20 protein-coding genes, 2 tRNA genes and 1 pseudogene are annotated in these 21,703 nt (G+C 41.1%); 11 read left to right on the top strand and 12 right to left on the bottom strand.

The window, feature by feature from the left end:
- Positions 1–56: 56 nt before the first annotated feature.
- Positions 57–194 (top strand): annotated as a pseudogene (locus FM038_RS13445) (thioredoxin-dependent thiol peroxidase); the annotation flags it as partial.
- Between the two features lie 61 nt (positions 195–255).
- On the opposite strand, the gene FM038_RS13450 reads toward FM038_RS13445, so the two are convergent.
- Positions 256–879, bottom strand: a complete 624-nt coding sequence (locus FM038_RS13450) for a LysE/ArgO family amino acid transporter (RefSeq protein ID WP_142871020.1) — start codon at positions 877–879, stop codon at positions 256–258.
- Positions 880–1,022: 143 nt separating this feature from the next.
- On the opposite strand from FM038_RS13450, the gene FM038_RS13455 reads away from it, so the two are divergent.
- On the top strand, positions 1,023–1,931 hold the full coding sequence (locus FM038_RS13455) for a LysR family transcriptional regulator ArgP (RefSeq protein ID WP_142871021.1): 909 nt from the start codon (positions 1,023–1,025) through the stop codon (positions 1,929–1,931).
- 40 nt (positions 1,932–1,971) lie between these two features.
- On the opposite strand, the gene FM038_RS13460 is transcribed toward FM038_RS13455, so the two are convergent.
- The gene (locus FM038_RS13460; protein ID WP_142871022.1) at positions 1,972–3,054 is read right to left on the bottom strand and encodes an AI-2E family transporter; all 1,083 of its coding nucleotides are present in this window, start codon (positions 3,052–3,054) and stop codon (positions 1,972–1,974) included.
- A 58-nt stretch (positions 3,055–3,112) separates the two neighbouring features.
- Complete coding sequence (locus tag FM038_RS13465) at positions 3,113–3,328, bottom strand: sulfurtransferase TusA family protein (RefSeq protein ID WP_142871023.1); 216 nt, start codon at positions 3,326–3,328, stop codon at positions 3,113–3,115.
- 242 nt (positions 3,329–3,570) lie between these two features.
- Here FM038_RS13465 and bepA point away from each other — a divergent pair, with 242 nt between their 5' ends.
- The 4 genes from bepA to FM038_RS13485 all read left to right on the top strand — a co-directional run bounded on the left by bepA (position 3,571) and on the right by FM038_RS13485 (position 8,117).
- Positions 3,571–5,073, top strand: coding sequence for a beta-barrel assembly-enhancing protease (gene bepA, locus FM038_RS13470; protein WP_185965692.1), 1,503 nt, complete (start codon positions 3,571–3,573; stop codon positions 5,071–5,073).
- Between the two features lie 156 nt (positions 5,074–5,229).
- Positions 5,230–5,580 carry an arsenate reductase (glutaredoxin) gene (arsC, locus tag FM038_RS13475; protein ID WP_142871025.1) on the top strand — a complete coding sequence of 117 codons (351 nt, stop codon included), beginning with the start codon at positions 5,230–5,232 and terminating at the stop codon, positions 5,578–5,580.
- A 9-nt stretch (positions 5,581–5,589) separates the two neighbouring features.
- Positions 5,590–5,961: a DUF2069 domain-containing protein gene (locus FM038_RS13480; protein WP_142871026.1), complete on the top strand. Its 372-nt coding sequence runs from the start codon at positions 5,590–5,592 to the stop codon at positions 5,959–5,961.
- A gap of 179 nt (positions 5,962–6,140) precedes the next feature.
- The gene (locus FM038_RS13485) at positions 6,141–8,117 is read left to right on the top strand and encodes a hypothetical protein (RefSeq protein WP_142871027.1); all 1,977 of its coding nucleotides are present in this window, start codon (positions 6,141–6,143) and stop codon (positions 8,115–8,117) included.
- Between the two features lie 99 nt (positions 8,118–8,216).
- Here the strand turns inward: FM038_RS13485 and hda are convergent, their stop codons facing one another.
- Both hda and FM038_RS13495 read right to left on the bottom strand, forming a co-directional pair.
- Positions 8,217–8,927 (bottom strand): DnaA inactivator Hda, encoded by a 711-nt coding sequence (gene hda / locus FM038_RS13490; protein ID WP_142871028.1) that lies wholly within the window; start codon positions 8,925–8,927, stop codon positions 8,217–8,219.
- 81 nt (positions 8,928–9,008) lie between these two features.
- The gene (locus FM038_RS13495) at positions 9,009–10,118 is read right to left on the bottom strand and encodes a DUF2066 domain-containing protein (RefSeq protein WP_142871029.1); all 1,110 of its coding nucleotides are present in this window, start codon (positions 10,116–10,118) and stop codon (positions 9,009–9,011) included.
- Positions 10,119–10,305: 187 nt separating this feature from the next.
- On the opposite strand from FM038_RS13495, the gene FM038_RS13500 reads away from it, so the two are divergent.
- Entirely contained in the window at positions 10,306–11,538 is a 1,233-nt protein-coding gene (locus FM038_RS13500; protein ID WP_142871030.1) for a uracil-xanthine permease family protein, read from the top strand.
- Between the two features lie 69 nt (positions 11,539–11,607).
- On the opposite strand, the gene grxD is transcribed toward FM038_RS13500, so the two are convergent.
- Positions 11,608–11,955 carry a Grx4 family monothiol glutaredoxin gene (gene grxD, locus FM038_RS13505; RefSeq protein ID WP_142871031.1) on the bottom strand — a complete coding sequence of 116 codons (348 nt, stop codon included), beginning with the start codon at positions 11,953–11,955 and terminating at the stop codon, positions 11,608–11,610.
- Positions 11,956–12,162: 207 nt separating this feature from the next.
- Here grxD and sodB point away from each other — a divergent pair, with 207 nt between their 5' ends.
- From sodB to FM038_RS13525, 4 genes are all read left to right on the top strand, one after another.
- Entirely contained in the window at positions 12,163–12,744 is a 582-nt protein-coding gene (gene sodB, locus FM038_RS13510) for a superoxide dismutase [Fe] (protein WP_142871032.1), read from the top strand.
- A gap of 262 nt (positions 12,745–13,006) precedes the next feature.
- Complete coding sequence (locus FM038_RS13515; RefSeq protein ID WP_142871033.1) at positions 13,007–14,941, top strand: PrkA family serine protein kinase; 1,935 nt, start codon at positions 13,007–13,009, stop codon at positions 14,939–14,941.
- A gap of 53 nt (positions 14,942–14,994) precedes the next feature.
- Positions 14,995–16,263, top strand: a complete 1,269-nt coding sequence (locus FM038_RS13520; protein WP_195873034.1) for a YeaH/YhbH family protein — start codon at positions 14,995–14,997, stop codon at positions 16,261–16,263.
- A gap of 8 nt (positions 16,264–16,271) precedes the next feature.
- Positions 16,272–17,801 (top strand): SpoVR family protein, encoded by a 1,530-nt coding sequence (locus FM038_RS13525; RefSeq protein WP_142871034.1) that lies wholly within the window; start codon positions 16,272–16,274, stop codon positions 17,799–17,801.
- A gap of 65 nt (positions 17,802–17,866) precedes the next feature.
- Here the strand turns inward: FM038_RS13525 and rplY are convergent, their stop codons facing one another.
- The 6 genes from rplY to FM038_RS13555 form a co-directional block, all read right to left on the bottom strand.
- Positions 17,867–18,154 carry a 50S ribosomal protein L25 gene (rplY, locus tag FM038_RS13530; RefSeq protein WP_142871035.1) on the bottom strand — a complete coding sequence of 96 codons (288 nt, stop codon included), beginning with the start codon at positions 18,152–18,154 and terminating at the stop codon, positions 17,867–17,869.
- A 151-nt stretch (positions 18,155–18,305) separates the two neighbouring features.
- Entirely contained in the window at positions 18,306–18,854 is a 549-nt protein-coding gene (gene mepK / locus FM038_RS13535; RefSeq protein WP_142871036.1) for a peptidoglycan L,D-endopeptidase MepK, read from the bottom strand.
- A gap of 106 nt (positions 18,855–18,960) precedes the next feature.
- Positions 18,961–20,376, bottom strand: coding sequence for a L,D-transpeptidase family protein (locus tag FM038_RS13540; RefSeq protein WP_142871037.1), 1,416 nt, complete (start codon positions 20,374–20,376; stop codon positions 18,961–18,963).
- 166 nt (positions 20,377–20,542) lie between these two features.
- Positions 20,543–21,112 (bottom strand): type II secretion system protein, encoded by a 570-nt coding sequence (locus tag FM038_RS13545; protein WP_142871038.1) that lies wholly within the window; start codon positions 21,110–21,112, stop codon positions 20,543–20,545.
- Positions 21,113–21,426: 314 nt separating this feature from the next.
- Positions 21,427–21,512: transfer RNA gene (locus FM038_RS13550), tRNA-Leu, on the bottom strand.
- 82 nt (positions 21,513–21,594) lie between these two features.
- A tRNA-Cys gene (locus FM038_RS13555) sits at positions 21,595–21,668 on the bottom strand.
- Positions 21,669–21,703 lie beyond the last annotated feature (35 nt).

Below are 21,703 nucleotides of genomic sequence, written 5' to 3' on the forward strand. Positions count from 1 at the left end.
TGGTTTATTGTAAATTTATCAAACTTGTCGTCTAAAATACTTTCCAAGAGTAAGTTTTCATGGGGAAAGTTTACGACGGCATACATAGATTAAGTTTCTTAGTCGGCCAAGATGGACAGGTTAGCCACGTCTTTAATAAATTTAAGACTAAAGAGCATCATCAAGTCGTGCTTGATCACCTTAATCAAGCGTAACTAGATTGCTGCTTGCGCCAATAAAGCCCGCTAATTGCGGGCTTTATTATACCTATTGGTATTACTGAACCACATTTTGAATGTATGGCCAGATCAACACGCCAGCAATAGTCCACATCGTTAACCAAATAAATCTATCCAAATAGCACCAGGCTTTCGGCTTTTGAAACAAAGGGCTTAAATATCTGGCGCCAAAACTCAAACTGAAAAACCACACAAAAGATGCCAAAACGGCTCCAGCACCAAATAAAGGTCTGTCAGCACCTTCAAATTGTGCACTGATGCTACCCAGTAATACTACGGTATCGAGATAAAGGTGAGGGTTGAGAAAACTGATCCCGAGTGTGGTCAAAACAGCCGCTTTCAGTGTATCAGTGTTTTTACTTATCCCCTGCTCCATACTTTGAGCTGCAAATGATGACTTGAGTGCTCTAGCACCGTAAGCCAGTAAAAAAATCGCTCCCCCAATACTGGCAATATCCTTAATTAAAGGAAAAGCCAAGATCAGATGACCTAAACCAGCCACACCGGCAGTGATCATCAGCGCATCAATAATCGAGCAAAGAGCGGCGATAGGCAATGAATGTGATCGCTTAAGACCTTGCTTTAATACGAACGCATTTTGTGCTCCGACCGCCATGATAAGACTTCCACCTATCCCCATACCTTGAATAAACGCCTGCATATACTTAATCCCCCAAAATTAATACCACTCAATGATGGCAAGCGTACACAAGGGATAGAAATAAATATAACTAATCTTTTTTATGATGTATAAGTAAAACTTATACTGGAGTTTATCTGTATTACTTTTTGAGGAAATTCATTGTGCTCGATTATGCTCATCTGCGTGCTTTATCTATTGTGGTCTCTGAAGGAGGCTTTGAGCGAGCGGCTAAAGTCCTCTGCATCACACAGTCTGCAGTTTCTCAACGGATAAAACAGTTGGAAGAAAGAGTAGGCCAAGCACTCGTTATTCGCAGTACCCCTGTAGAAGCGACTCCTACAGGAAAACGATTACTCAGGCACTTTTCTCAGGTGGAACTGTTAGAAAGTGAATTGAGAGTTGAAATGGATGTCGATGACCCTAATTTACCCACCATAGTAAAAATAGCCGTGAATGCTGACAGCTTGGCCACCTGGTTTTTACCTGCATTGTGCGAGGTGTTTAAGCGACATCAGTGGCTATTAGAATTAGTTGTCGATGATGAGTCCTATACCCACAACCTACTCAAAAACGGGGAAGCCGTTGGGTGTGTAACCACAACGAAGCGGCCTTTAGCAGGTTGTAGCAGTGAATACTTAGGGGATATGGAATATTTATGTGTAGCTACACCTGAATTTATCCAGCGGTTTTTTCCTATTACTGTGTCACAGGCTTCATTGGAACTCGCTCCTGCGGTCGTGTTTTCAACCAAAGATAAGCTGCATGAAAAGTATCTGAATAAGTATTTTAAAATGAAGGCTGGCAGCTGGCGAGAACATAAAATCCCCTCATCAGAGAGCTTCCTTGATGCGATTTTACAAGGGCTAGGTTATGGCTTAGTGGGTCATCTTCAAGCAGAACCCCTGCTGGAAAAAGGTTTGTTAATTGAGATAACACCGAATAAACGAAAACGGGTACCGCTTTATTGGCAACACTGGAACATCAAGGCTAAACAAACGACCATCATCTACCGCTCTTTAGCAGTCACAGCAAAACAGTCTCTTTGCCACAATGAGAGTTTCTCCAAATAAAAAAGGGCCTAACGGCCCTTTCATTGAACACTTATCGATACTAATTTGACGCTATTTCCGATTCATCTTTAAGCGTTGGCGATGGCCAAGCGTTCAAGACTGCTTTGACTAATGAGGCAAGAGGAATGGCAAAAAATACCCCCCAGACTCCCCATAAACCACCAAAAATTAGCACTGCTGCTATGATGAAGACAGGATGAAGATCGACCGCATCAGAAAAGAGTATGGGCACAAGTAAATTGCCATCAAGTGCCTGAATGATTGCGTAACCTAACATCAGGTAACCAAACTCTGGACTTATCCCCCACTGGAAGAAAGCGACCAAGGCAATAGGAAGCGTGACTAATGTGGCACCGACATAAGGAATTAACACTGAGAACCCAGTCAGTACACCAAGTAATGCGGCATACCTGAGATCCATAACGGCAAAAAAGATGTAACTGACCACACCGATAATGACAATCTCAATCACCTTTCCACGAATGTAATTGAAGATCTGTTGATGCATTTCATTCCACACTTTACGGGCAAGATCGCGATTTGTCGGTATAAAACGCTTACTGCCTTTCAGTAATACATCTTTATCCTTTAAGAAGAAAAAGACTAACAAAGGCACTAAGATGGCATATACCATTAACACCAATAATGACGCTGAATAACCCAGTATTTGCTTACCTATGTCAAGAAGATGCTGAGTATCCAACATCTTTTTGATCTCATTGACCATAGTATCCAGCTGATCAGGATTCACAAACTGAGGATACTGATTCACATAACCTTGCGCAGTGATCAGTCCTTTATCAAGCATGGTCGGCAGATCGGTGATTAAGGCTAAACCTTGCTTCCAAATACTGGGGATTAAGCCAAACGTGAGTAATAGCATCACCCCGATGAACATGACTAATACCACAGACGCACCAGTGGTTCTATTAAGCCCTAACTTAAGCATCTGTGCTACTGGCCACTCAAGCAAGAACGCCAAGACTAGAGCAACCAGAAGAGGGGCTAACAATCCACCAGCAAAGTAAATCGCTAAGGCGATCCCGACTAAAATAAGAACCAAAGTTACCGCTTGGGGGTCGCTAAAGCGCTCTTTATACCAATTTGACAATAAAGTTAACATTCACCATTCCTGAAATTGAACTCTTGTTCGTTACTTTGTAATGACGGGGAGTATGCCCCTACTTTCTGATATCTAAGATTAAAGCTTGTTCATCATTTCTCACTTCTCGATAATGATAACCAACTTTTTTTAAAAACCGGGGAACATCTTGCCGAGAGCCAGTGTCTGATAACGAAACACGTAGGACTTGGTCACTATTGAGCTGTTTTAGCGTGAGTTTAACTTTCACTAACACCAATGGGCAACGAAGTGCAGTTAAATCAATAATAATCATATTAATCTTGCCATGAACAAACTTCAGCTATTATCCTAAGTTGTAAGGAAAATCACAAGAGATCCACGCGTATTCTACTGTCAATTGGATTAAAAGAGCCACATCTTAATCCTTAATTTAAACAAATATTAGAATCTGGATAAAACTGCAGGTAATATTAATAATAAGACAAACGATTGCCTCACACGTTTACCTTACAAATCAATACGTTGCCATTTTAATAAAAATTTAGAACCTTTTAGATGGTCACATTTAAGGCCACACTGACCGCATTAAGGATAAGATTGAGTAAAATTACATCGACAAAATCTCTATTAGCTGGTGCCATTTCTCTGCTATTTTGCGCCTCAGCCCCCTTGGCCTTTGCTAATAATGACCTTCCGGATCTTGGAACTGCTGCCGTTAATACTTTCAGTCTTGAGAAAGAGACCGTCTATGGCGACGCATATATGCGGGTTATTCGGTCTTCAGCACCTATGCTCAATGACCCAGTATTAACTCAATACCTTACTGAACTAGGCAATAAGTTAGTGGCTCATGCAACTGGGGTAAAAACGCCTTTCTATTTTTTCCTGTTAAGAAATGATGAAATCAATGCCTTCGCGTTCTTTGGTGGACATGTAGGTGTGCACACAGGATTATTCTTAAATGCTGACAATGAAAGTCAAATAGCGTCTGTATTAGGTCACGAAATTACCCACGTGACCCAACGGCACTTAGCCCGCTCTTTAGAAGCACAAAATAAGAGTTCAACGGCAACTATCGCTGGCATGTTAGGCGCAATTTTACTCACCATCGCGGCGCCCCAAGCTGGTATGGCCGCCCTTGCCACGACCCAAGCTTTAGCGACACAAGCAAAAATAAACTTTACTCGCTTACATGAAAAAGAAGCGGATCGCATTGGCATGCAGATCATGGTCGATGCTGGCTTCGACCCCAACGGCGCCTCAGACTTTTTTGCAAAGCTTGCCACTCGCTACCGTTTTACCACTAAGCCGCCACAGATGTTATTGACTCACCCCTTACCTGAGTCACGTATAACAGAGGCACGGAACAGAGCTGCCCAATATCCCCATAGATATATCCCTGACAACATTAATTTTCAGTTAGCTAAGGCTCGTATACAGGTCAGGTTTTCAAATTATAGCGAAGAGGCTGCACTCTCACTTTTCGACCAACAACTAAAAAAGAAAACTTACACCTTTAAAGATGCAGCACTTTACGGCAAGGCTCTGGCGCTGTTTAAAGCTAAACGTTTCAGTGAGGCAGAAGACATTATCGATGCTTTATTAAAAGGTGACAAAAGTAATTTATTCTATATCGATACTAAAACGGATCTTTTAGTACAGAAAGATGCTTTTGACCAAGCGATAACCTTTCTTGAGGCACAACATGAGTTAAAGCCTTCTTCACAGGTCATCAATACGAACTTAGCCCATGTCTATATCGAATCGGGTAAAGCCTCTAAATCGATCCCGCTGTTGGAGGAGCTAATCTTCTTAGATAAGCAAAATCAGCTGCCGTTCTTCTTACTCAGTGATGCCTATCAAAAAACCGGTAATAAGGCCATGGAGCACTTCGTTAAAGCTGAGTCGATGGCGCTTGGGGCTAACTACAAAGGTGCTATCGACCAACTTAATTTTGCCTATCGACTCTCAGAAGAGGATCCGCTACAGCTAGCCAGGATTGAAGCGAGAATCAGGCAATTCAAACAAGCAAAGTCGGCCCTTGAAGCACTGCAATAATCAACTTAAATTTAGAAGCACCTTAAACACTAAGGTGCTTCTTTTCCATCACATTATCGACAACGCATTATGTCTCTTTTTTAGCTCGGAGTGATTGTGACTTTGGTCACGCTTTCTAGTATGATACCCCCAAATTTTACATTCGGACATAAGCCCATGACTCACGTCAGTATTATTCATAACCCACGCTGTTCTAAAAGCCGTCAAACTCTTGCTTTGCTCGAAGAGCAAGGCTGTGAAATACAAGTGGTTGAATACTTGAAATTCCCTCTGAAAAAAAGTGAAATTGAAAGTTTGCTCATTAAACTTGGGCTAACAGCCAGAGAGTTGATGCGAACCAAAGAAACTGAATATAAAGAGCAGAATTTAAGTGCACCGACATTAAGTGAAGAGCAACTTATTCAAGCGATTGTAGATACACCAAAATTACTTGAGCGCCCTATTGTGTTAGCTAATGATAAAGCAGCCATTGGACGCCCACCAGAAAATGTCCTAGCGATTCTTTAAGGCCCGTAAATGAATTCAACAAGCTTATTTAAATTATGCCGTATAGGTTACATTACGTTAGTGTTAATGCTCAGTGCCTGGTTTATCAATAAAGGGATCACGGGTGAATACTCAGTGGCATTTACCGCGCTATGGATAATCCCGCTGCTTTTCCCATTAAAAGGCATCATTGAAGGTAAGCCGTATACTTATGCATGGGCAAGTTTCATCATCTGTGTGTATATGCTTCATGGTCTAACTTTACTTTATGTCACTGAAACCCATTTTCTTTTCGCATTAGTAGAAGTACTTTTACTCGGCGCACTGCTTATTGGTTTTCCATTTTATGCTCGGATCCGTGGTAAAGAGTTAGGATTAGGCTTAAAGAAAAAACAGAAATAATCCATTACTTTTACCATGACCTCATTAAAGCGCCTGTCGGCGCTTTTTTTGTCACTCATGACACCGATACCTTATGTCACAAAAATTGTTAGGTAAAACTGGTGCTTGAATGTTATGCATCGTGTTATATTTTGTTAAAACTATAACTAAGAAAATCATATTATTTGGAGTCCGCATAGATGAGGAAACTTAACACGCTTACTTTAGCCAGTGTTCTTACACTCGTAGCTTGTGGTGGCGGTAGCTCAGATGAAGATTCGATCTTACCGATTGATCCCCCACCACCAAGCTTGACCCGATGTGAGCAGCAAACACAGTTAAATATTCAATCGACCTCATCTGCACTCGAATTTGTAACAGAACAAACCTATAAAGCAAATCAATCTGCCGCGATAGTGGCAAGAGTAACTAACACAGACAGTAGAGGTTTAACCTTTAAATGGCAGCAAACTGCGGGACAGTCACTCATTATTAAATCGGTAAAAAGCCCAATTTTGGCATTTGAATTTGCCGATGCTGGAATTTATAGTTTCTCTGTTGAGATCGCAGGTAATGGTATCTTGCTAGAAGAAACTATCGACATAACAGTTTCCCCCACAACAAATGAGCAGCTTAATATTCGCAGCGACCATCAGGTTGTTGAAGGGAATAATGTCAGTGTTAGAGTCGACAGAGTGGGGATTAATGCAGATGAAGCCCCTTCTGATCTGAGTTGGTGTATTGCATCTGGGCCCGAGCTCAACATAGACACCACAAATATAGAAAGACCTCAATTTATAGCCCCAAATGTAGATTCGGATACGATTGCCGTGTTACGCGCAACCGCTAATATGGCGAGTGAACAGGTTAGCGACGAAGTCGTAATACTTATCACCAATGAAGCGACAATCACCTCTCCTTATTTCGATGAAGCTGTTGCCCGTACTTTCCCCTTCAAAGAGCAATCGCCTTACAGAGAAGCGCTCAATCGCTGCGTTTATTCAAACCAGCTGATGGCACCCTGTCAGATCCAAGAATTGCCGTTATTAGGCCAAACAACGGCTTTGTCTTCAAAAGATAAAATCATGGATAGATTGCTCGTTTCTCATCAATGGATGGGAGAAAATTTTGAAACATTTCTAGACCAAATGGACCCCAATAGTGATTTTGCTCAATTATTACAATCAGTGACGGCTATTGTGATCAGTTATGATGTTCGCCCTTCATTTTATTGGGTTGTTACTGGTGCAATTTACTTAGATCCTACTGATCTGTGGTTACTCGCAGAAGAGCGTGATGTCATCAATGAAGCTGCGGATTTTCGAAGCTCATTCGGCAATCAACTCGGATTTATTATGCCGTGGCGCTATGTGAAAAATAATGCATACGTTTCATACACCAGCCCACGCCAAATCAGAACAGAGCGCAGCATTGAACAGATGAGTCCAGACCTATCTTCTCTTTTATACCATGAGCTCGCTCATGCTAACGACTTCTTCCCAAGTTCAATATACGCTGATATTGCTGTAAACAGTCAAACACTATTAGAACATTACAACCGACGCACATCGGCAGGTGAGTTAATATCCGATCAAGTCAGCGCTAGGTATCCCCTTAACAGCGAAGAAATGTTTAGCCTAGGCAATGTGAGCTTTAGAGGAGAAACGGCAACTAGTATTCAACAAGGCTATTTACCCAGTGATGTCACTCAATTCTTCTCCTCAGATCACGCGACAGACTACTACGCTTACTCAACAAGCCGTGAAGATACTGCCATGTTATTTGAAGAAGCGATGATGAGTCACAGACTGGGTATTCAACGCGATGTGGGTGTGACTGACAACCCTGAAAATGCAACAGCTGACAGCATTATCGTAGATTGGGGACAAAGAGGCAGGATCGGAGAAAATAGTTCAGGCTCATTGATCCCACTGCGCGCCGCCTTCGTACTGAATGAAATGTTACCAAACTTAAACGGCACTCAAGTCATTGCAGCCTTACCTGAGCCTATAGAGATGAACGCTGGACAGTCTTGGTTAGAAAACCTGACGATCACACCGAATTCATCTCCAAAATCACCAGTAATGAGCGTTGTTCAATTATCTGAAAATCAAGAAGCTCAGCCCTCCTATGTTCCAGAGTTACGAGTTAGCGGTGATAGACATAAAATCAATTAGACTCATTTACAAGTAATAAAAAACCGGTAATAACCTAGTTATTACCGGTTTTCTGTTCTCGAGACATTGAATAACCCTAATTGAGGGTCCCAATATGACCTATAGCTTTAGCATTTGTTTTACGAACGGAATGGTTAACTTACGTTTGTGTACTAATGAGTCTTTATCAAGTCTATCTAGCACATCAAATAACGTTCTTAAGTCTCTGGCCAAACGGTTAAGTAAAAAACGTCCCACATCTTCGGGGAGTTGTAATCCTCTCATTGCTGCACGGCGTTGCAGCGCTGCAAGTTTCTCTTCATCCGCCATCGGCTGTAGCTGATAATTCAGCCCCCATTGCATACGCGAAACAAGATCAGCAAGAGTAAAACCTGAATCTGTAGATGATACGCTGGCACTGACAATCAATGAGCAGTTTTGATTTTCTGAAACACGATTATAGAGATCGAAAATGGCTTCTTCCCATAACGGGTGACCAGCAATCGCGTCAATATCATCAATACAGATAAGATCCAACTGCTCTAAACCTTCTAGAAGCGCGGGAGAGATACTGGCATAGATCCCAAGAGGCAGATAGAAACTACTGCGTTGAAGGTCATTGGCATGGGCACAAGCGGCGTGCATTAAATGAGTACGACCCGACTTTACTGGGCCCCACAGGTAAACAGCTTTCTCTGCCTTCCCTTCAGCACAAGTCTGAAGACTTTGAATGAGTTCATCATTCCCAGCAGCAGGGTAATAACTATTAAAGGTCTCATCATCAGGTAGATGAACCGGTAACGACAATTGTAACGGTGAGTTAGATTTCACTCAGATATTTCTCAATTACTCAGATAACACTAAGGAACTCATTTTAACACGAGTCCCTTAAAATTAATAATCACACTGGCATTAGCCTCTCCAGCGATACTCAGGGCCCTGACTTTCACCGATTTCTGGCAATGAGTCAAAACCATCTGTAGGTATGCTGACGGGGAGATTACTTTCTAATACATTGACTCTAGGCTCTAACTTCATTAATCGATATAAGTCTTCCTCTGTACCAAAAAGATCGAGTCTAAACGTAGCAGAAGTTCCATGGAGCTGTGTCAATTGAACCGATTTAACGGCTGTGAGTTGTTTAAAATATTCTTCAATTTCAACTAGCTGCTTCATCTCTGTGATATCAACAAAAGTGACATTACTATCGAGTGCAGCCCCCGTATCAACAATGGCATACTTACTAATGTAATACTCACTCACAGCGGTGAGGATATCATTGACAGCATTATCGACATCACTAGCTGTACCGTGTTTGCTTGTAAGTGAAGCCAATACGTCATCTTCATTGGCTTTAGGATAAAGTGAAAAATTATATTTAACGTTTTCCCCTCGAGTGTCAATCGAGGCCATCACAAAGTAATCAGCTTGATAACGCTGGGAGGCTAGTGCGACCTGATCAACAAACATGCCACGAATATCATTGATAGACACCATCATATTGTCGTCTAAATCCATAATTGGAAACAACAAAGGCACACCATTAGAGTTTGAAGCAGATTGAAATAACTCACGACTGTCTAACATGGATGCATCATTAACGATCTGTCTATCTACGGCGTCTTCTTCAGCTAACCAGATCAAAGTCAGTGGTCTTTGTTTGCCCCAAACGGGTAGTTGAGCCTCTCTAAGCAGTTTAATAATCCGTTGATGATCAAAGTTAACTTGTAGAAACAACTCTCCATCGATCTCTTGGTAACCATATTGTCGTAATAATGAAGATGGATTTTTAACTTTAGCTTGCACACTGGGATGAGATAAAGATGCCTGAGCGCCAGAGTTCTTTAAAACAATATCTCTAAGTCCAATTGAAATGGCTTTTTGACGTTCAGTTTTGGAACGAGACTCGACTTTGACAAGCGTTTCATCGAGCTGATTAACTTCTGCAGCACTCACTTGGTTTATTGGAAGTAACAAACTAGCGGTAAAAAGAATAGAAGAGTTTAATAAGGTTTTCAGCATCTTCACTGTTCTAATGGGACAAGATGATAAAATTGTATCACAACTTCCCCCCCTCTAAAGAATTGACTTGTCTATTTACGCTTTTCTGTAATTATTTCGCATAAGTTAAACGTTCAGTGACCTTAATCCCTACTATTGTTTTTTCATACTGTTAACATTAGCCTTGTAACTACTAACAGAGATAATAATGAAAAATCTATCCCTCGCCCTTCAGGGAGCACAAATGTTATTCGTCGCATTTGGTGCTCTCGTCTTGATGCCTCTATTAACAGGGCTAGACACTAACGTCGCCTTGTTCACTGCAGGTATCGGTACACTACTGTTTCAGCTCATAACAAAAAGACAAATCCCGATATTCCTTGCTTCATCTTTTGCCTTCATTGCTCCCATTATGTACGGTGTACAAACTTGGGGGATCCCATCAACCATGGGTGGCTTGATGGCAGCGGGTTGTGTATATCTAGTGCTCGCATCTGTAATAAAAATTAAAGGTGATGGCTTTATAAAGCGACTGTTACCTCCGGTTGTTGTTGGACCTGTCATTATCGTAATAGGCTTAGGCTTAGCCCCTGTTGCCGTTAACATGGCATTAGGTAAAAGTGGCGATGGTTCTCTTGTACTCATCGAACAAAGTACTGCACTGATTATTTCGCTCTCAGCGCTACTCACTACTATAGCGGTGGCAATTTTCGCTAAAGGTTTACTCAAATTAATGCCTATTCTAGCGGGTATACTCGTCGGCTACGGTCTAAGTTTGGCCTTTGGTGTGGTCGACTTTACACCTGTTATCACAGCGAGCTGGATAGCAATGCCAAACTTTGTCGCCCCCGAGTTTAATTGGCATGCCATCGCATTTATGATCCCCGTCGCCATCGCCCCTGCTGTTGAACATATTGGGGATATTTTGGCTATCTCTAATGTAACCGGTAAGGATTATATGAAAAAACCAGGTCTACATAGAACGTTAGCTGGTGATGGGGTTGCGACTATCGCAGCTTCGGCATTCGGTGGTCCACCTAATACTACTTATAGCGAAGTGACAGGCGCAATCACACTGACCAAGTGTTTTAATCCAGTGATCATGACCTATACGGCCGTCACCGCAATAATTCTGGCCTTTATTGGTAAACTTGGCGCACTCATGCAAACCATACCAGTGCCTGTTATGGGCGGTATCATGTGTCTTTTATTTGGCTCGATAGCTGCGGTAGGTTTGAACTCACTCATTCGTAATCAAGTTGATCTTACAGAGCCAAGAAACCTCTGTATTGTGGGTGTGACCTTAGTGTTTGGTATCGGCGGCATGGCCTTAGGTATCGGCTCATTTAGTCTTACTGGAATAAGCTTATGCGGCATAGTAGCGATCACCATGAACCTGCTACTCCCTATGCCTAAAGAAAGTGAAACTAACGGCGTTTAACTTACTCTAGGATTTAAACCCAATAAAAAAGCCTTTCATCAGAAAGGCTTTTTTGGGGCAATAACGAAATTATGCTTGTTCTTCAGAAGGATATTTTGCTGAAGTCTCAGTAATAAGCGTTTGCAACTCACCTTTTTGATACATTTCAACCAAAATGTCACAACCGCCAATCAATTCACCTTCAATCCAAAGCTGTGGAAATGTTGGCCAGTTAGCATATTTTGGTAATTCTGAGCGAATATCAGGATGCTGTAGAATATCAACAAACGCGAATTGCGCGTTACAGTTGATCATGATTTGAGCAACCTGTGATGAGAAGCCACAACTCGGCAATTTTGGAGAACCTTTCATGTAAACAATGATTGGGTTCTCGGCGATCTGTGCCTTGATTTTCTCTACTGTTTCGTTTGTTTCCATTTCAATTCCTAAACTGCACACACAATGACGAATAATTTCTTCTATTGTACTTCAGGTTTACCCATAACTAAAACCTACTTTTTAAAAGGTTATTAAATATAAACATTTTTGTTGCTTTAATCGGGAAATTGAAGATACTGATAGAGATTTTTCAAGTAGAATAAGATTCTAGAAATATAATAAACCTAACATAGAGTGGAGCAACTCATGGCTTTTGAACTACCTGCATTACCTTATGCAAAAGACGCACTTGAACCACATATCTCACTAGAGACAATCGAATACCATTACGGTAAGCATCACAACACATACGTTGTTAAGCTTAACGGCCTAGTTGAAGGCACAGAACTTGCGGATAAAAGCCTTGAAGAGATCATCAAGACTTCAACGGGCGGTATCTTCAATAACGCAGCTCAGATCTGGAACCACACTTTCTACTGGAACTGTTTATCGCCAAACGGTGGCGGCGTAGCTACCGGTTCAGTCGCTAAAGCTATCGATGAAGCATTTGGTTCTTTCGAAGCATTTAAAGCAAAATTTACCGATTCAGCAGTCAACAACTTTGGTAGTGCCTGGACTTGGCTAGTCAAGAATGCCGATGGTAGTGTTGCGATTGTTAACACAAGCAATGCAGCAACACCGCTTACTGATGATGGCGTAACTCCTATCATGACCGTTGATATTTGGGAACATGCTTACTACATCGATTATCGTAACGTACGCCCTGATTACCTAGCTCACTACTGGGAACTGGTTAACTGGGATTTCGTTAACGAGCAGTTTGCTTAAAACAGCAAAGTATTATGGGTGCTCAAACCCATAAATAAGTAATATTAGGAGCCCATATCGGCTCCTTTTTTATTTTTTAGCCAAACATATCCCACTAAAACACCCTCTACAAACAAGTGCAACTGTTGCATTTGCAACTGTTTCCCATTGTTTTATTTGACTTTTTTAATACTGGATTAATTTTTTAGGTCTAGTATTAAAAGTAGGAGACTGGTTTTCAGTTATCGCTTACGAATTTGTTAGGCGTTTCAGGGGGTGGAATATGGGCATTTTTGAGCATTACCAACAGCGCTATGAAAAAAAACTCGATGAAGAGTATTCACTACAAGAATTTTTGGATATCTGCAAAGACAACCGAAATGCATATGTGTCAGCTGCAGAGCGACTTCTCATTGCCATCGGCGATCCAGAGGTTGTCGATACTTCCAAAGATCCAATACTTAGCCGTATCTTTTCTAACCGTTTAATTTCAAGGTTTCCAGCATTTAAAAATTTCTATGGCATGGAAGAAGCTGTAGAGCAAATAGTGGCCTACTTGAAGCATTCGGCACAAGGCTTGGAAGAGTCTAAGCAGATTCTGTACCTTCTTGGCCCAGTCGGCGGAGGAAAATCATCGCTAGCTGAAAAACTCAAAGATCTTATGCAACAAGTACCCATCTATGTTCTCATGGCAAATGGCAAACGGAGTCCCGTTAACGATCATCCATTCTGCTTATTTAATCCAGATGAAGACAGTGACTTACTGCAGAAGGAATATAACATTCCTAATAGATACCTTAAATCTATCATGTCTCCTTGGGCCGTTAAACGTCTACATGAGTTCGGTGGCGACATTTCACAATTTAAAGTGGTAAAAGTTTATCCCGCAATCTTAGATCAAATAGCCATAGCCAAAACTGAACCAGGTGATGAAAACAACCAAGATATCTCATCACTAGTAGGTAAAGTAGATATTCGCCAGCTGGAACATTTCGCGCAAAATGATGCCGATGCCTATTCATACTCTGGGGCATTATGTCGTGCAAACCAAGGGCTGATGGAGTTTGTGGAAATGTTTAAGGCACCGATTAAGGTGCTCCACCCTTTGCTGACTGCAACTCAGGAAGGTAATTATAACGGAACTGAAGGCCTTTCCGCCCTTCCCTACAGCGGCATTATTCTTGCTCACTCTAATGAATCAGAGTGGACAACCTTCAGAAACAATAAAACCAATGAAGCCTTCTTAGATAGGGTTTATATCGTCAAAGTGCCTTACTGTTTGCGCGTTTCCGAAGAAATTCAGATTTATAAAAAATTACTTTGTAATTCAGAACTATCAACCGCACCTTGTGCACCGGGTTCACTGGAAACATTAGCCCAATTTAGTGTACTTTCTCGTATTAAGACACCTGAAAACTCATCGATATATTCCAAAATGCGGGTGTACGATGGAGAAAGCCTTAAAGACACAGATCCAAAAGCTAAGTCCTATCAAGAATATCGGGATTACGCAGGGGTTGATGAAGGTATGCAAGGTTTGTCGACACGTTTTGCTTTTAAGATTTTATCTAAGGTATTTAATTTTGATCATAGTGAAATAGCCTCTAATCCTGTACATCTGTTTTACGTGCTTGAACGCCAAATTGAGCAGGAACAGTTCCCTTCCGAGACAGCTGAGCGCTACCTCGAATTCTTAAAAGGATATTTAATTCCTAAGTATGTAGAGTTTATCGGTAAAGAGATCCAAACAGCTTATTTAGAATCCTATTCTGAATATGGACAAAATATCTTTGATCGTTATGTGACTTATGCTGACTTTTGGATCCAAGATCAAGAGTATAGAGATCCAGAAACTGGCCAACTATTTGACCGCTCAGCGCTTAATGCTGAGCTTGAAAAAATTGAGAAACCTGCAGGGATCAGCAACCCTAAAGATTTCAGAAATGAAATTGTTAACTTTGTTCTCAGAGCTAGAGCCAATAACGAAGGGTCAAACCCCTTGTGGACCAGCTATGAGAAACTAAGAGTAGTGATAGAAAAGAAAATGTTTTCAAACACGGAAGATCTGCTCCCGGTTATCTCATTTAATGCTAAGACATCCACAGACGATCAACGTAAGCACGATGATTTCGTTAACCGAATGATGGAAAAAGGTTACACCAAGAAGCAAGTCAGATTACTGTCAGAATGGTACCTGAGAGTACGTAAGTCTTCTTAACATAGACAAACAGGGAATGATTTGTATTCCCTGTGTTGACTTGGGAGGTGCACATGGCAAATTTTATTGATAGACGGCTCAATGCTAAAGGAAAGAGCACGGTTAACCGTCAGCGCTTTATTAATCGGTATAAACAACAGATAAAGAAAGCGGTCAGTGACGCGGTCACCCGCCGCAGTGTCACCGACGTTGATAAAGGTGAGAAAATAGGCATACCAACGAAAGATATTTGTGAGCCTTCTTTTCATCAAGGAAAAGGGGGGTCAAGAGAACGCGTTCACCCTGGCAACGATCAATTTATCCGAGGCGATAAAATAGAGCGGCCACCATCAGGTGGTGGCAGTGGATCAGGTCAAGGCGAAGCGTCGGACTCAGGCGAAGGAGAAGATGATTTTGTTTTTCAAATATCTAAAGATGAATACTTAGAACTCTTGTTTGAAGATTTAGAACTGCCTAACTTACAAAACAACCGGCTCAACAAACTTGTTGAGTATCAAGTTTATCGAGCTGGGTTTACCAATGATGGTGTACCAGCCAACATTAATATTGTTCGCTCTTTACGCTCTTCTTTGGCCAGACGTATCGCTATGACTTCGGGCAAGAAAAAGTCAGTACATGAGATGGAGCTTGAACTTAATGATCTAGAAAATACGCCAGGAGCTGAGGCGGAAAGAATTCTTTTCTTGAAAGAATCTATAGAAGAATTAAACAAAAAAATCAAAAAAGTGCCCTTTATCGATACGTTCGATTTACGCTATAACAATTATGCCAAACGGGAAGTGCCCTCTAGTCAAGCGGTGATGTTTTGTCTAATGGATGTTTCAGGCTCTATGGATCAAGCCACAAAAGATATGGCTAAACGTTTCTATATTTTACTCTACTTGTTCTTGACTCGTACTTATAAAAACCTAGACGTAGTCTATATTCGCCACCACACTCAAGCTAAAGAAGTAGATGAACATGAATTTTTCTACTCTCAAGAAACTGGTGGCACCATAGTTTCCAGCGCTCTTAAATTGATGCACCAGATCCAAAAAGAGCGTTATCCAGAAAGTGAGTGGAATATTTATGCAGCTCAAGCATCCGATGGGGATAATTGGGCTGATGACTCTCCAGGATGTAAGCAGATTTTAGAGAAACAATTACTCCCTGTAGTGAGGTATTTCAGTTACATCGAAATCACCAACCGTGCACATCAAACTTTATGGCGTGAATATGAGAGCCTGCAAAAATCATTTGATAACATAGCAGTACAACATATCAAGCAGGCCGAAGATATTTACCCAGTATTTAGAGAACTCTTCAAGAAGCAAGCTGTTTAGGGGGCGTTATGGATAACAAAAATAAGCGGACACCGCTTGATGACGGGCCAGATTGGAATTTCGAATTACTACAAGCATACCTAACCGAAATTGAACGCGTCGCAACACATTATAAACTTGACGCATACCCTAATCAGATTGAAGTGATCACTGCCGAACAAATGATGGATGCCTATGCCGGTATAGGCATGCCCTTAGGCTACACACACTGGTCTTTCGGGAAAAAATTTATTGAAACAGAACAAAGTTATAAACGTGGAGAAATGGGGCTGGCCTACGAAATAGTCATCAATTCAGATCCATGTATTGCTTATCTTATGGAGGAGAATACCATCACGATGCAAGCATTGGTGATGGCTCACGCCAGCTTTGGACATAATAGCTTCTTTAAAAACAACTACCTATTTAAGACTTGGACAGATGCGAGTTCAATAATTGATTATCTGGTCTTCGCAAAAAACTATATCAGAGAATGCGAAGAGACCCATGGTATCAACCAAGTCGAGCTAATCGTTGATTCATGCCATGCATTAATGAATTATGGTGTCGATAGATACAAGAGACCCAGTGAAATTTCTTTTAAAGAAGAGCAACACAGGCAGAAAGAGCGTGAAGAGTACCTGCAAAGTCAGGTAAATGACTTATGGAGAACCATCCCGAAACCTCACCATGAGCAAACAGAAAAGACGGAGTTTACCTTCCCGGAAGAGCCTCAAGAAAACATTCTATATTTTATCGAAAAGCATGCCCCCTTACTTGAACCTTGGCAAAGAGAAATCGTTCGCATAGTTCGAAAAATGGGGCAATATTTTTATCCACAAAAACAAACACAGGTCATGAACGAAGGTTGGGCAACATTTTGGCACTATACCATTCTTAATCATTTGTATGATGATGGTCTGGTGACTGATAGCTTTATGATTGAATTCCTTAAAAATCATACCAATGTCATTGCACAGCCAAGCTATAACAGTCCTTACTATAGTGGAATTAACCCCTATGCTTTGGGGTTTAATATGTTTGTCGATATTAGACGGATCTGTGAGAACCCGACAGCAGAGGACAAAGAATGGTTCCCAGATATTGCGGGCAGTGATTGGCTTGAAACACTGCATTTTGCAATGCGTAACTTTAAAGATGAAAGTTTTATCAGCCAATATCTTTCGCCAAATATTATCAGACAATTTAAGCTTTTTGGTATATTGGATGATGATAAGAAAAATTTTCTTGCCGTCTCGGCCATTCATGATGAACAAGGCTATAAAGAGATCCGTCAGATGCTATCTCAGCAGTATAACCTTTCTAACTTAGAACCTAATATTCAGATCCATCAGGTTGAAGTCACAGGCGATCGGTCAATAACACTGCAATACATTCCAACAAACAGGATCCCGCTAGCAGATAGTTGCCATGAGGTCGTTAAACACTTACACCGTCTTTGGGGCTTCGATGTCAGATTAGAGGAGATCAATGAGCAAGGTGTCGCGAGTATTATCGCTTCGTGCCCTGACAAACAGCAGGAGTTGGATCAAGTATAATAACTGAATTTTTTTCAGCGACAAAAAAAGCGCCAATAGGCGCTTTTTTATTTCGAATTCACAAATTAAGCAAATGTGAAATCAATATGCTCGATTTGAGCTCTGAATGCGTGACGCTGCATTGCCTGAACACGTACTTTAACTTCTTTACCATCTACAGAGATAGTTAGGTCGCTAGAATAAAAGTCAGCATTTTCTTGAATGTTGATGATATCTTTATGGTCAAACTTGATAGAGATAGGCTCTTTACCAGCACCATAGATAACAGCAGGAACTTTATCCGCATGACGTAGGCGGCGGCTCGAACCTTTCCCGATTTCAGTGCGGATTTCAGCAGCGATAGTGTAAGACATAGTTTTCTCACTTAAATAATAATTAGTTTCAGATTGTCCCAACTTTCGACCAGTAAGGACGTTTTAACGCGGCCGTATAATAACACAGCGAATACAAGCGGACAAACCCTTTAGTTGCGCGACAAGTAATCCCCTTCAACTATTGATAACATCACCAAGTACGGACAGGACCAGTGTCAACATGAATAAACCCAGATCTAGGGTAGTAACCCACGCCACCAAGTTTAAGTTCAATGGCAGCATCCCTAAGATCACTGAGTTTGACATCCGGTATAGCGATGTCCATTGCCATACCTTTCATATGATAGCTTTTTTTAGCTACCCCACTACTTTTCGCCGCTAACATGGCATTGGTCTTAGGAGATCGGTATCCAGAAATCACATTAAAGTCTTGCTCAACATTGAGTGAATCTTTTAGGTTGAAAAGAAAATCATAAAGACGCTTGTCCATAGGTGCAGCTTCATTACGTCTATGGTCTCTTAAAATATGGCTAAAATCCGATAGGATCTGACTTTGGTAACTTCCATCCACCCAATAGCTTCCTTGCCCACGCTCTCCTGTGTGTAAATTATGAAACCCTAACGAACGTATTCCTTTCGTTGATCGGCTTGCATAGACTTTAGAAGGAACCATGGAAAACATTGCAGCGCCGCTAAGACCTAGCAACAACTGTCTACGAGTTGGACATACTACAGACACACAACCACCATTGATTATTTTTTACGCAAAACAGCCAACAAATTAAACTGAAATCAATCAAATTTCAAGTAAACAATCGTGATCAGCGCAGTGATTATGAGTGGGATTAGGGTGTTAAGTGGGCTATTGCAGTGTTAAGTACCGAATTTTGATGATAAATATCATTTCTGTATTGAGCATTACCATTTTCATCGATCCATGCAGTCCAGTAAACTAAATGCACAGGTAACGTATCATTAAGGGAAAACCATTGTGTTTTGCGCCTTTCAATCTGCATCTCTACCCAAGTTTGCTTATCTTTAACTAAATGGGATGCCATCCAATTAGCTAACCCCTCAACATTTTCAATACGTATGCACCCCGAAGAAAGTGCTCGGTTGGACTCGTTAAACAGGTCTTTATCTGAAGTATCGTGTATATACACGTTATATTTATTTTTAAAAAAGAATTTATATCGGCCTAAGGTATTTCCTTCACCAGGCTTTTGCACTAATCGATATGGAAATCGACCATGCGCCAAATCTTGCCATTCTTGTGGTGATTTACTCACAAGCTCCCCGTGTCTGTCGAAAACATCAAAGTTTCTCTGCTCAATATAACCGCCATCTTCTCTTACCTTAGGCAATAGATCTCGTGTCAGTAATCGTCTCGGGACACGCCAACTGGGATTTATGACTAGATTGGATATCTGACTACTTAGTACCGGAGTTTGTCGATATGGTTTACCCACAATAACTCTAGACTGCAACTCTATTCGACCATGACTGATGAGCTCTAATTGAAATGCTGGTATATTGATTAATAAGAATCTGGGCTCTACCGAGGCTAAAAACCTGGTCTTATCGACAAAGTTCATCGCCAGTAAACGAGCTCGTTCGAATGGCTTCAGATTTATCCATCGAAGCGTTTCTGGCCCAATAATACCATCTCGCTTTAATCCATGACGTTGCTGAAAACTCTTCACCCCGATGATAAAGTGGGCATCTGCTATATGAATATCTTGTTTAAGTTGATCACTATTATTTGAACTATCTACATCCCCGAGTAACAGCAATCTGCGGCGAATTTCTGGCACTAAGCTATGTACATCACCCTCTTCTAACCACCTATCGATTCGTAATTCTCCCCACTCTTCTTGTTGGCTTAACCACAATTGAAAACGAACTTTATTACTGGTGGCTAGGTAGTCACTTGATAATGGCTCTAAGGCAAACACATGCGCAAGTAAATCGGTATAGTTTACTGATTTACTTGCATTATTTGGAACACCAACAGATGTCCAAAATTCTTGTAGATCAGATAAAATATGCTCAACTCTGGTTTTTTTTAGCTCATTCGTGCCTAAGGTTAATGCCCGATAGTCGTTATCTAATTGTTTAGAAGGCCGAATTAGTTGTGCAAATTGAATTTGAAAGGCTAAAGATTGGTAAGCAGCTTCTGCGCGCTCTATGGCAAACGAAGGATTGATATTGAGTAACAACAAGGTTACTAAGAGTGCGTAACTTGAACTCCTTCCAAGCATAAACTTACCTCCTTAAATATACCGAACTATTTCAGTCTGATCGAAGGACATATCGACCGATAGTTAAGTATGGCAAATTTTTGGAGGTATTGAGTAGAATACTAAAGAGGGAAATTGCATCCCTCTTAGATAGTTTAAATCGTGAAGTAATCTTTCTATAAATAGTTTAATTAACGCTTAAAGTGGCACGTGTAATGATAGTTTGACCAGAACCAGGGGAATATTGGAGCTGCCAATTTTCCGAGCCAATAGCACGATTATCAGAAATGTAATTATAATAGCAGTATGATCCACCAGTTAACGATGAGCCATTACCATAATGGTAAACAATATCTGTATCGCCTCCAAAAGCAGCGTTATTATGAGGTGCAAGGACATAGTCGTCGCCCTCTAGCAAGCCTTGCCAAATTTCTTTACATTTGTCGCCCGTTAAATGGTTTCCATCCCCACCATTTGTAGTACTGAGTGGAAATCCAGTGTTACTAGAATCTAATGTACCATCACCATAACAGGACAAATCATCTACTTGACTACTAGCCCCTGACGCATTCCAGCAGCTGTGATACATCTTAACCCCTGAAGAGAATGCCCCAAACAGACTTTTAGCTGCTGAATCATGGGCATCTTGGCCTAAATTAATAAACTTAGGAAGCGCAACTACAGAGAGGAGTCCAAGAATAATGATCACAACGACTAACTCAATTAAAGTAAAACCTTTCGAAACGACATATTTCATTAACTTGAACTCTTAAAATATATTCAATGGCATTTGGGATAAATTATACCATTAAAAAAACTCTATTCTCATCATCTAAATCACAAATATGTTCATGCGAGTTTAATAATACCAAGACATAAAGCAAGTGATTCTATCTGTCACAGATAAAATGATTCAACGGTATGTTGTGAGTCTCCGAGTGTACTCGGTCAGACTTAAGCTATACGATGTATAAATGCTGCGAGGGCTTAAAATTCAATTGTTCTATTGAGTACACAGCTCAGCAAACGCTAGATACAAAAAAGCCCCGACATAAGTCGAGGCTTGAATGATGGTACCCGAGGCCGGACTTGAACCGGCACGCCTATTAAGCGAGGGATTTTAAATCCCTTGTGTCTACCAATTCCACCACTCGGGCAAACTCGTTGACTTTGATGATACGTACTCTTGGTAGTAAGCACTGTATCTTATCGCTAAGATACTCATCAAACTCTAAATTGTGGAGGCGCGACCCGGAGTCGAACCGAGATCGACGGATTTGCAATCCGCAGCATAACCATTCTGCCATCGCGCCACATAAAGTAAAATTGGAGCGACATATCGGGTTCG

Origin of the sequence: Shewanella eurypsychrophilus, assembly GCF_007004545.3 — a bacterium.
In the GTDB taxonomy this organism is placed as follows: Bacteria; Pseudomonadota; Gammaproteobacteria; order Enterobacterales; family Shewanellaceae; genus Shewanella; species Shewanella eurypsychrophilus.

Bases quoted from the DNA above. Each gene is read 5' to 3' on its own strand.
- FM038_RS13520 (WP_195873034.1), top strand. From the start codon at position 14,995: ATGGCAAATTTTATTGATAGACGGCTCAATGCTAAAGGAAAGAGCACG.
- sodB (WP_142871032.1), top strand. From the start codon at position 12,163: ATGGCTTTTGAACTACCTGCATTACCTTATGCAAAAGACGCACTTGAA.
- FM038_RS13515 (WP_142871033.1), top strand. From the start codon at position 13,007: ATGGGCATTTTTGAGCATTACCAACAGCGCTATGAAAAAAAACTCGAT.
- FM038_RS13460 (WP_142871022.1), bottom strand. From the start codon at position 3,054: ATGTTAACTTTATTGTCAAATTGGTATAAAGAGCGCTTTAGCGACCCC.
- FM038_RS13485 (WP_142871027.1), top strand. From the start codon at position 6,141: ATGAGGAAACTTAACACGCTTACTTTAGCCAGTGTTCTTACACTCGTA.
- FM038_RS13525 (WP_142871034.1), top strand. From the start codon at position 16,272: ATGGATAACAAAAATAAGCGGACACCGCTTGATGACGGGCCAGATTGG.
- FM038_RS13545 (WP_142871038.1), bottom strand. From the start codon at position 21,112: ATGAAATATGTCGTTTCGAAAGGTTTTACTTTAATTGAGTTAGTCGTT.
- arsC (WP_142871025.1), top strand. From the start codon at position 5,230: ATGACTCACGTCAGTATTATTCATAACCCACGCTGTTCTAAAAGCCGT.
- FM038_RS13465 (WP_142871023.1), bottom strand. From the start codon at position 3,328: ATGATTATTATTGATTTAACTGCACTTCGTTGCCCATTGGTGTTAGTG.
- FM038_RS13450 (WP_142871020.1), bottom strand. From the start codon at position 879: ATGCAGGCGTTTATTCAAGGTATGGGGATAGGTGGAAGTCTTATCATG.
- bepA (WP_185965692.1), top strand. From the start codon at position 3,571: ATGGTCACATTTAAGGCCACACTGACCGCATTAAGGATAAGATTGAGT.
- FM038_RS13540 (WP_142871037.1), bottom strand. From the start codon at position 20,376: ATGCTTGGAAGGAGTTCAAGTTACGCACTCTTAGTAACCTTGTTGTTA.
- FM038_RS13495 (WP_142871029.1), bottom strand. From the start codon at position 10,118: ATGCTGAAAACCTTATTAAACTCTTCTATTCTTTTTACCGCTAGTTTG.
- grxD (WP_142871031.1), bottom strand. From the start codon at position 11,955: ATGGAAACAAACGAAACAGTAGAGAAAATCAAGGCACAGATCGCCGAG.
- rplY (WP_142871035.1), bottom strand. From the start codon at position 18,154: ATGTCTTACACTATCGCTGCTGAAATCCGCACTGAAATCGGGAAAGGT.
- FM038_RS13480 (WP_142871026.1), top strand. From the start codon at position 5,590: ATGAATTCAACAAGCTTATTTAAATTATGCCGTATAGGTTACATTACG.
- FM038_RS13500 (WP_142871030.1), top strand. From the start codon at position 10,306: ATGAAAAATCTATCCCTCGCCCTTCAGGGAGCACAAATGTTATTCGTC.